This window comes from Kineococcus gurbantunggutensis, assembly GCF_050871925.1.
Classification (GTDB): Bacteria; Actinomycetota; Actinomycetes; order Actinomycetales; family Kineococcaceae; genus Kineococcus.
Genome location: NZ_JBJLSG010000187.1, coordinates 1 through 8,465, shown reverse-complemented (window position 1 = coordinate 8,465; position 8,465 = coordinate 1). Strand labels below are relative to the sequence as shown.

Annotated in this window: 11 protein-coding genes and 1 tRNA gene; 5 read left to right on the top strand and 7 right to left on the bottom strand. The window is 78.4% G+C overall.

Annotated elements, in window-relative coordinates:
- Positions 1-90 precede the first annotated feature (90 nt).
- Positions 91-972, top strand: a complete 882-nt coding sequence (locus ACRYR7_RS22435; protein ID WP_432574329.1) for an iron-containing redox enzyme family protein — start codon at positions 91-93, stop codon at positions 970-972.
- 4 nt (positions 973-976) lie between these two features.
- On the top strand, positions 977-2,023 hold the full coding sequence (locus tag ACRYR7_RS22430; protein WP_432574328.1) for a glycosyltransferase family 2 protein: 1,047 nt from the start codon (positions 977-979) through the stop codon (positions 2,021-2,023).
- Here the strand turns inward: ACRYR7_RS22430 and ACRYR7_RS22425 are convergent.
- Together ACRYR7_RS22425 and ACRYR7_RS22420 are read right to left on the bottom strand one after the other, a co-directional pair.
- Entirely contained in the window at positions 1,971-2,315 is a 345-nt protein-coding gene (locus ACRYR7_RS22425) for a hypothetical protein (protein ID WP_432574327.1), read from the bottom strand. The genes ACRYR7_RS22430 and ACRYR7_RS22425 overlap by 53 nt on opposite strands.
- An 80-nt stretch (positions 2,316-2,395) precedes the next feature.
- Positions 2,396-2,872: a DUF4383 domain-containing protein gene (locus ACRYR7_RS22420; protein ID WP_432574326.1), complete on the bottom strand. Its 477-nt coding sequence runs from the start codon at positions 2,870-2,872 to the stop codon at positions 2,396-2,398.
- A 170-nt stretch (positions 2,873-3,042) separates the two neighbouring features.
- Between ACRYR7_RS22420 and ACRYR7_RS22415 the strand changes: the two genes are divergently transcribed.
- A complete protein-coding gene (locus ACRYR7_RS22415) occupies positions 3,043-3,522 on the top strand; it encodes a hypothetical protein (protein ID WP_432574325.1) in 480 nt (159 codons plus the stop codon).
- A gap of 24 nt (positions 3,523-3,546) precedes the next feature.
- Here ACRYR7_RS22415 and ACRYR7_RS22410 read toward each other — a convergent pair whose 3' ends face one another.
- The 5 genes from ACRYR7_RS22410 to ACRYR7_RS22390 form a co-directional block, all read right to left on the bottom strand.
- Positions 3,547-4,839 (bottom strand): PP2C family protein-serine/threonine phosphatase, encoded by a 1,293-nt coding sequence (locus ACRYR7_RS22410; RefSeq protein WP_432574324.1) that lies wholly within the window; start codon positions 4,837-4,839, stop codon positions 3,547-3,549.
- Positions 4,840-4,971: 132 nt separating this feature from the next.
- The gene (locus tag ACRYR7_RS22405; protein WP_432574323.1) at positions 4,972-5,373 is read right to left on the bottom strand and encodes a RidA family protein; all 402 of its coding nucleotides are present in this window, start codon (positions 5,371-5,373) and stop codon (positions 4,972-4,974) included.
- Complete coding sequence (locus ACRYR7_RS22400; RefSeq protein WP_432574331.1) at positions 5,370-6,752, bottom strand: cytochrome P450; 1,383 nt, start codon at positions 6,750-6,752, stop codon at positions 5,370-5,372. Before ACRYR7_RS22400 ends, ACRYR7_RS22405 begins: the two co-directional genes overlap by 4 nt.
- A gap of 62 nt (positions 6,753-6,814) precedes the next feature.
- Positions 6,815-7,108 (bottom strand): GroES family chaperonin, encoded by a 294-nt coding sequence (locus ACRYR7_RS22395; RefSeq protein ID WP_432574330.1) that lies wholly within the window; start codon positions 7,106-7,108, stop codon positions 6,815-6,817.
- Positions 7,109-7,209: 101 nt separating this feature from the next.
- Positions 7,210-7,500, bottom strand: a complete 291-nt coding sequence (locus ACRYR7_RS22390) for a DUF3618 domain-containing protein (RefSeq protein WP_432574322.1) — start codon at positions 7,498-7,500, stop codon at positions 7,210-7,212.
- 266 nt (positions 7,501-7,766) lie between these two features.
- On the opposite strand from ACRYR7_RS22390, the gene bcp reads away from it, so the two are divergent.
- Complete coding sequence (bcp, locus tag ACRYR7_RS22385; protein WP_432574321.1) at positions 7,767-8,243, top strand: thioredoxin-dependent thiol peroxidase; 477 nt, start codon at positions 7,767-7,769, stop codon at positions 8,241-8,243.
- Positions 8,244-8,347: 104 nt separating this feature from the next.
- Positions 8,348-8,429 (top strand) — tRNA-Leu (locus tag ACRYR7_RS22380).
- The last annotated feature ends 36 nt before the right edge of the window (positions 8,430-8,465 follow it).

Below are 8,465 nucleotides of genomic sequence, written 5' to 3'. Positions count from 1 at the left end.
CCCCGGCCCCCCCCCGGCGCGGGCGGGGGGGGGCCCCCGCCGCCCCCCCCCCCCCCCCCCCCCCCCCCCCCCCCCCCCCCCCCCCCCCCCGTGCTGCGCGACGAGGACGTGCAGCTGTCGCTGTTCCTGCTGTACGAGCTGCACTACCGCGGCCTGGAGGGCGTCGACGACGCCCTGGAGTGGGACCTGGGCCTGCTCGGCGTGCGCGAGGAGCTCGAGGGCCCCTTCGAGGCGGCGGTGCGCGCGCTCGTGGAGGTGCCCGAGGTGCCCGCCGAGGACGTCGCCGAGACGCTGTTCGCGATGGCCGCCGCCGACGGCGGGCCGAGCGTCAGCGCGTTCCTGCAGCGGCACGCCACCGTGGAGCAGGTGCGCGAGTTCCTGGTGCACCGCTCGATCTACCACCTGAAGGAGGCGGACCCGCACACGTGGGCGGTGCCGCGCCTGGCCGGCGGGCCCAAGGCGGCGCTGGTGGAGGTGCAGGCCGACGAGTACGGCGGCGGGCGCCCGGAGCGGATGCACTCGGCGCTGTTCGCCCGCACGATGCGCGCGCTGGGGGTGGACGACTCCTACGGCCGCCACCTGCCCTCGGTGCCGGCCACCACCCTGGTCGGCACGAACGCGATGTCGCTGTTCGGGCTGCACCGCCGCCTGCGCGGGGCGATCGTCGGGCACCTGGCGGTGTTCGAGATGACCTCCTCGCTGCCGAACAAGGCGTACGGCAACGGGTTGCGCCGGCTGGGCTTCGACGCGGACGCGACGTGGTTCTTCGACGAGCACGTGCAGGCCGACGCCGTGCACGAGCAGATCGCCGGGCGCGACCTGGCCGGGGCGCTGGCCCGGCGCGAGCCGGAGCTGGCCGCGGACGTGCTCTTCGGCGCGGCGGCGTGCCTGGCGCTGGACGCGCTGGCCGGCGAGCACCAGCTGGCGCGCTGGCAGGACGGGCGCACCTCGCTGCTGGCGCCGTGGTCCTGACGCCGTGGTGCTGACGCCCGGGGCCGCGGTGCCCCGCGAGCCGGTGGCGGAGTACGTGGTGCCGCTGCGCTGGTCGGGGCGCCCGGACGCCGAGGTGGGCGAGCTGGCGGCCTACCTGCACGCGCTGTCGGCGCAGGTGGACGTCACCGTCGTGGACGGCTCGCCGGAGGAGGACTTCGCCCGGCACGCGGCGAGCTGGACGCGCTCGGCGGGGGTGCGGCACGTGCGCCCGCGCCCCTGGCCCGGCCGCAACGGCAAGGTCGCCGGGGTGGTCACCGGCGTGCTGGGCGCGCGCCACGAGCACGTCGTCGTCGCCGACGACGACGTGCGCTACGGGCCGGCGGAGCTGGTGGCGGTGGTGGCGGCGCTGGAGGCCGGCGCGGACGCGGTGCGCCCGCAGAACGTGTTCTCCCCCGCCCCCTGGCACGCCCGCTGGGACACCGCCCGCTCCCTGGTGAACCGCGCCTTCGGCGCCGACTACCCCGGCACGATCGCGGTGCGCCGCAGCACGTTCGAGGTCATGGGCGGCTACGACGGCGACGTGCTGTTCGAGAACCTGCAGATGCTGCGCACGGTCGAGGCCGCCGGCGGGCGCGTCGTGGCGGCCTCGGACGTGTACGTGCGGCGCCTGCCGCCCACCGCGCGGCACTTCGCCGGCCAGCGGGTGCGCCAGGCCTACGACGACTTCGCCCAGCCGTGGCGGCTGGCGGTGGAGGCCTCGTGGCTGCCGCTGCTGGTGCTGGCGGCCCGCCGCGGGCGCGGGGCGGCGGCGGCCGGGGCCGGGGCGCTGGCCGCGGTGGCGGTGGCCGAGGTGGGCCGGCGCCGGCACGGCGGGCGCGCGCACTACCCGGCCACGGCCGCGCTGTGGGCGCCGCTGTGGGCGGCGGAGCGGGCGGTGTGCGTGTGGGCCGCGATCGGGGCCCGCGCCCGCGGCGGCGTGCGGTACTCGGGGGGCCGGGTCCCGCACGCCGCCGGGCCGGTCGCGCCGGCGGGGCGGGTCAGCCGCGCGGCTGCGCCGGGTTCGTCGGGTCCCCGTGCGACGGCGGGTTGACCGGCGGCGCGTTCGTCGTGCTCGGGCTCAGGCCCGGGCCCTGCGCGGCGGGGGCGTGCTCGGGCTGCGCACCGGCCGGGTTCCCGCCGGAGGGCTGCGCGCCGGCGGCGAGCTGGTCGGCGCGCGCCCGCAGGACCGTGAGGACCGGCTCGCGCGCCCCGTGCGCCTCCTCGTACACGATGAGGTCGCCCACGCCGGCGGCGTCCAGGGAGCGGATGCGGTCGGCGAGGGTGGCCACCGGCAGGTGGTCGTAGTCGGGCACGGGCAGCGTCGAGCGCTCGTCGGAGCTCACGGTCTCTCCTTCTTCCTCGTCTCCCCGGGGCGGGACCGCCCCGGGGCCTCCGCGGTGCCCGCGCGCGGGCCGCGGACGGCTCAGGGGTGGTGGGCGGCGTTCAGGTCCACCCGGCGCGGCATGAGCAGGCCGAGCAGGACCATGCCCACGGCGAGCACCAGGTGCAGCCAGTCGTCGGCGGTGTTCAGCGGGACGACGTTCGCCCGGCTGTCGTCGGCGACGACCAGGCCGTAGACCCACAGCACGGCGTAGGCGACACCGCCGCCGATCAGGAAGGCGCGCGCGGCGGAGGCCGTCCGGGCGGCCAGGACGCCGAGGACGCCCAGGCCGAGGTGCAGCAGGTTGTGCAGCACGGAGACCTGGAACAGGCCCAGCAGCATCGCGCCGGAGTGGTGCCCGGCGCCGGCGAGCCGGTCGTAGTCGGTGGTGACGCCGGGGACGAACCCCGCGATCCCCACCAGGACGAACACCGCGCCGACGACGAGCGCGGTGGCCTGGACCGGGGAACGCCGGAGGGGGCGGGACGTGCGGGTCCCGTCGCTGGTCCTGGTGGCCATGGTGAGCTCCTCAACGTGCCGCGCCGGCGGCGGGCGCGGTGCGGGCACGGCCGGGCGGCCGGTCGGGAGGCGCGCTCTTGCACCTCGCCCTCCACGGTAGGCAGCCGGGCCGGGCGGGCAACTCGAGGCGGTGCGCGCCCGTGTCGGGGGCCGCTGCCAGGATCGGCGCCGTGAGCCCCTCGCCCCGCACCACCGACCCCGCCGTGCTGACCCGCGCCCTGACCGGCGCGGTGCGCGCCCTGGGCGCCGACGACGCCGGCGCCTTCGCCGAGGCCGGCGCGGCCCTGGCGGCCTTCGACCCCGGCGCGGCCCGCACCGTGCTGGGGCGGGTGCTGCGCGGGGCGCTGGAGGAGCTGCACCCCGACGGCCTGGACGCCGACGACCTGCGCGCGGTGGTGCAGCGCTGCGCGCGCTCGGCGCCGGCGTGGTTCGCCGGGCTGGACCCGCAGCTGCTCGTCGTGGCGCTGGTCGGCGCGCTGGGCGAGCACCCGGAGGCCGAGGAGGTGCCGCGCGCGCCCCACGAGGCGGTGCTGCGCCACGCGCTGCTGCTGGTGACCGACCTCGTGGCGGCCACCGGCCGGCCGCTGGCGCGGCACCTGGAGGCGGCGCTGGCGGAGGTGCGCCGGGCGGAGACGGTGGAGGTGCCCTGACGGGCGCCGGGTGCCGCCCCGCCGTCAGCGGCGCAGCGGCTCGTCGCCGGGCGGGTGCGGGGGCGCCAGCTGCTGCGGCTCGACCGCCCCGGTCCAGCCGGACTGCATCCGGCGCTCGGCGCCGCCGGCCCACTGGGCCACCAGGAGGCTGGCGTCGTCCTGCAGGACGCCGCCCTGGTGGGCCAGCACGGCGTGGACGATGCGGCGCACCGTCTCCGGCGCCGGCCGCGCGGCCGAGGCGGAGCGCTCGAGGTGGTCGGTGAGGCGCTCCAGGCCGAACAGCTCGCCGTCGGCGCCGCGGGCCTCGACGATGCCGTCGGTGTGCAGCACCACCCAGTCGTCGGGTTCGAGCACCTCCTCGCCGACCCGCAGCTCCACGGGGTCCTCCACCCCGGGCAGCCCGAACAGCACGCGGTGCCCGCCGGTGAGCTCCTTGACGACCTTGCCGCGGCGCATGACCAGCGGGGCCAGGTGACCGGCGTTGAGGTAGCGGAACCGGCCCGTGCGCAGGTGCAGCTGCCCCAGGACGCCGGTGACGAACTTCTCCCCGCCGCCCTGCTCGGCGACGTACCGGTCGATCTCGACGGCCGTGCCGCGCAGCCCCACGCCCTCGCGCCGGCGGTTGCGGTACGTCGACAGCGCCACCGCGGCCAGCAGGGTGCCGGCGAGGTCGTGGCCGGTGGCGTCGAAGAGGGCCAGGTGGGCGACGTCGTCCACGACGCTGTAGTCGAAGGCGTCGGCGGCCACCGCGTAGGCCGGCTGGAGCACCCCGGCGACCACGAGCCCCTCGCACGCGAACGTCAGCGGCGGCAGCAGCTGCCACAGCAGCTCGGAGGCGACCGTGCGGTGCTGGCGGCGCTGCACGCGGGTGAGGGCGTCGCCGTAGTGGGACTTGGCGGTGATCAGGTGCCCGCTGAGGTGGGCGAACAGCCGGCAGCGGTCGCCGAAGCCGGGGTCGTCCAGCTCGGCGGGGTCGGCGACGGTGACCTTCAGCACGCCGAGGCGGTCGGTGCCGTCGAGCACCGGCAGCCACACGCCCTGCCCGACGCCGGACCACTTCACGGGCTCGACGTCGCGGAAGCAGCGCCCCGCGAGCGTGGTGTCGATCGTCTGCGGGCGCGTGGCCTCGGCGCCGGCGGCCGGGACGGGCAGGAGCACCCGCTGCTCGTGGTCGACCAGGTGCAGCAGCACCTCCCAGCCCAGCTCCCGCCCCGCCAGGGCCAGGACGTCCGGCACCTGGCCGGGGCTGGCCAGGTGGGCCCGGTCGAGCAGGGTGCGCAGGGCCGCCAGCACCCGCGCGTCATCACTTGAAGCCACGAACAGTCACTCTAAGTCGCGCACCCCGGGGGCGCTCCCCCCGCGCGCCCCGTCCCGCGCGCCCCGTCCCGCGCGCCCCGTCCCGCGCGCCCCGTCCCGCGCGCCCCGTCCCGCGCGCCCTGTCCCGCGGGCTCAGTCCCGCGGCACCCCGGCGACCAGGTCGACCTCCACGACGGCGCCCACGGCCAGCCCGGTGACGCCCACGGTGGTGCGCGCCGGCAGCGGGCCGCTGAACCAGCGCTCGTAGGCGGCGTTGAACTCCTCGAACCCGGAGAAGTCCGTCAGGTACACCCGCACGTGCAGGGCGTCGTCCCAGGTGAGGCCGAAGCGGGCCAGCACCGCGGCGAGGTTGCGGCGCACCTGCTCGGCCTGCTCCGGCAGGCCGCCGGGCACCAGCTCGCCGGTGGCGGGGTCGGTGGGCATCTGGCCGGTGACGAAGACCAGGTCGCCGAAGCGGGTGGCGTGCGCGAACGGGCCCACCCGCGGCGGCACCCCGTCCCCGTCGCCGAACACGAACGTCTCCTTGCGGCTCACGGGCCCTCCCCGGGATCGGTGCTGACGGCGGCGTCGGTGCTGACGGCAGCGTCGGTACTGACGGCGGTGCTGACGGCGGTGCCGCGCGGTTCGACGAGCAGGCGCAGCCCGCCGCGCGGGCGCAGCGAGACCAGCGCCTCCACCCCGCTGCGCCGCCCCGGCACCGGGCGCACCGCGCGGTCGCGCAGCAGCGCGGCCAGCACGAACACCTCCTCCACCAGCGCCAGGTCCCGGCCGATGCACTGGCGCGGGCCGGCGCCGAAGGGCACGTAGGCGTCGCGGCGCGGGGCGTCCAGGAACCGCTCGGGGCGGAACTGCCCCGGGCTCGGCCACAGCGCCGGGTCCCGGTGCAGCGCCCACGTGCTGACGATGACGAGCGTGCCCGCGGGCACCGGCACCCCGGCCACCACGTCGTCGGCCAGCGCCCGGCGGGTGACCACCCACGCCGGCGGGTACAGCCGCAGCGCCTCGTCCACGACGGCGCGCGCGTAGCGCAGCCGCGGCAGGTCCGCCCACACCGGCTCGCGCGCGCCGCCGGGCGGGCCGAGCACCTCGGCCAGTTCCGCCTGCAGGCGCCGCTGCGCGGAGGGCTCGCGCGCCAGCAGGTCCAGCGTCCACGTCAGCGAGGAGGCCACCGTCTCGTGGCCGGCGACGACGAAGGTGACGAGCTCGTCGCGCACCTCGCGCGGGCCCATCCCGGCGCCGAGCATCAGCCCGACCACGTCGGAGGCGCCCTCCTCGACGCCGCGGGCGCGGCGCTCGGCGAGGATGCGCGCGCACACCGCGTCGATCTCGGCGACCCGCGCGGCCAGCGCCCGCCGCGAGGGCGTGGGCCACGAGGACGGCACCGGCGAGGAGGCCCGGCCCACCACCAGCTCCAGCGCCTCCCCCACCGCCTCGACGAGGCGCTGGGCGACGCCGGAGAGGTCCGCGGCGGCCAGGGTGCGCCCGACGACCTCCAGGGAGGCGCGCGAGACGGCGTCGAGCACGTCCAGGGGCCGCCCCGGCGGCAGGGCGTCCACCTCCGCGCGCAGCGAGCGCGCCGCGGCCACGGCGTGCCCGGCCACCGCGTCCAGGGAGCCGTGGTGGAACGCCGGCTGCACCACGCGCCGGTGCCGGCGCCAGGTGTCCCCGTCGCCGGCGAGCAGCCCCGGCCCGGTCACCGAGGCCAGCGCGCCGTACTGGACGGTCGCCTTGCCGTAGCCGCGGGCGTTGTCCACCAGCACCCGGCGCACGCCGGCGGGGTCGTTGAGGACCAGCACGGGCGTGCGCGGCAGCGGGATCGCGGCGGTGCCGCCGTAGCGGCGCGAGACGCCGGCGAGGAACTCGTGCGGGGCGCGGCGGATGGCCGGCACGGCGCGCACCATGTCCCACGGCAGCGGCCCGTCGGCCTCCAGCGGGGTGTAGCGGGCGTTCCTGCGGGCGGGCGCTCCGGGCGCGTTCAGAGGTAGAGCCCGGTCTGGCCGTCCTCGACGCGCGGCGCGGCGACCGCGTGCAGGTCGCGCTCGCGCAGCAGCACGTACCCCTTGCCCGCCAGCTCCACCTCGGCCTTGTCCTCGGGGTCGAACAGCACCCGGTCGCCGGTCTGCACCTGGCGCACGTGCGGGCCCACCGCCATCACCGAGGCCCACGACAGCCGGCGCCCGACGGCGGCGGTGGCGGGGATGACGATGCCCGCGGAGGACTTGCGCTCGCCGGCGTCGTCGGCGGACACGAGCACGCGGTCGTGCAGCATGCGGACGGGCAGGCGGGCGGGGTCGGCGGGCGCGCTCACCCGCGGAACGGTAGCGCCCCCGCAGCCGGGTCGGCTCGGGGGCGCTGGGGGTGCGGGGCGCGTCAGCGGCGCTTGCGCACCGCCCGCACCACGAGCAGCGCGGTGACGCCGAGGACGGCGGCGCCCGCGGCGGCCAGGCGGCCGGTGCGCGGGGTGCCGTCGGGGTGGGTGGCGAAGGCGGTCGCCCTCTCGCGGGCCGAGGTCAGCGCCCGCTTCCTGATCGCCGCGGGCTGCAGCCGGCCGCTCAGCTCGTCGATCGTCCCGGCCAGCTGCGCGCGCCGCAGCTCCACCTCGCGCTCCAGAGCGCGCGGGTCGCTCGTGGTGATCTCGGCCTTGCCCTCGCTGGCCGTCACGGCCACCTCCTGCCCGTCGAACGGGGTCGTCTCCAGCCGGGGGGCGCGTGCCGCCCGGCGCCGGTGCTGCGCCGGGCCCCGGGGGCCCGGCCGTCCGCCGAACCGTACCGGAGGGGCCCGCCCCGGACCCCCCGGGCGCACCCGCGACGCACCGGGGAGGCACCGGGGGCGCCCGCCGGGACGCGCGCGGGACCGGCCCGGGAGCCGTGAGGGGCGCGCCCGGCGGTGGCGTCGGGGCGCGCGGGCCGGGGCGTTAGCGTGCGCGCATGACCGCCCGCCTCGCCCCCGGCGACCCCGCGCCCGACTTCACCCTGCCCGCCCACGACGGCAGCACCGTGACCCTGTCGCAGCTGCGCGGCGAGCACGTCGTCGTGTACTTCTACCCGGCCGCGATGACGCCGGGGTGCACGACGCAGGCGTGCGACTTCCGCGACTCCCTCGACGCGCTGGCCGCCTCCGGCTACAGGGTGCTGGGCGTGTCCCCGGACCCGGCGGCCACGCTGGCCTCCTTCGCCGAGCGCGACGGGCTGACGTTCCCGCTGCTGTCCGACACCGAGCACGCGGTGCTGGAGGCGTACGGCGCCTGGGGCGAGAAGACGAACTACGGGCGCACCTCGGTGGGCGTGATCCGCTCCACCGTGGTGGTGGACCCCGCCGGCCGGGTGGAGCTGGCGCAGTACAACGTGCGGGCCAAGGGGCACGTGGCCAAGCTGCGCCGCGAGCTGGGCCTGGACGGCGGCTGAGCACCCGCCAGGCGTCCGCTGAGCGCCCGCCGCGGCGCCCGCCCGGGCGATCGCGCGGACGCCGCGCCCGCACCGCCGCGCTGGGCTAGGCTCGTCCGTCGCGAGCGGGAGTGGTGTAACTGGCAGCCACGCAGGATTTAGGTTCCTGTGCCTCCGGGCGTGCGGGTTCGAGTCCCGTCTCCCGCACCGCCACCGGTGCGCCGGCGCGCCCCGCGCGCCGGC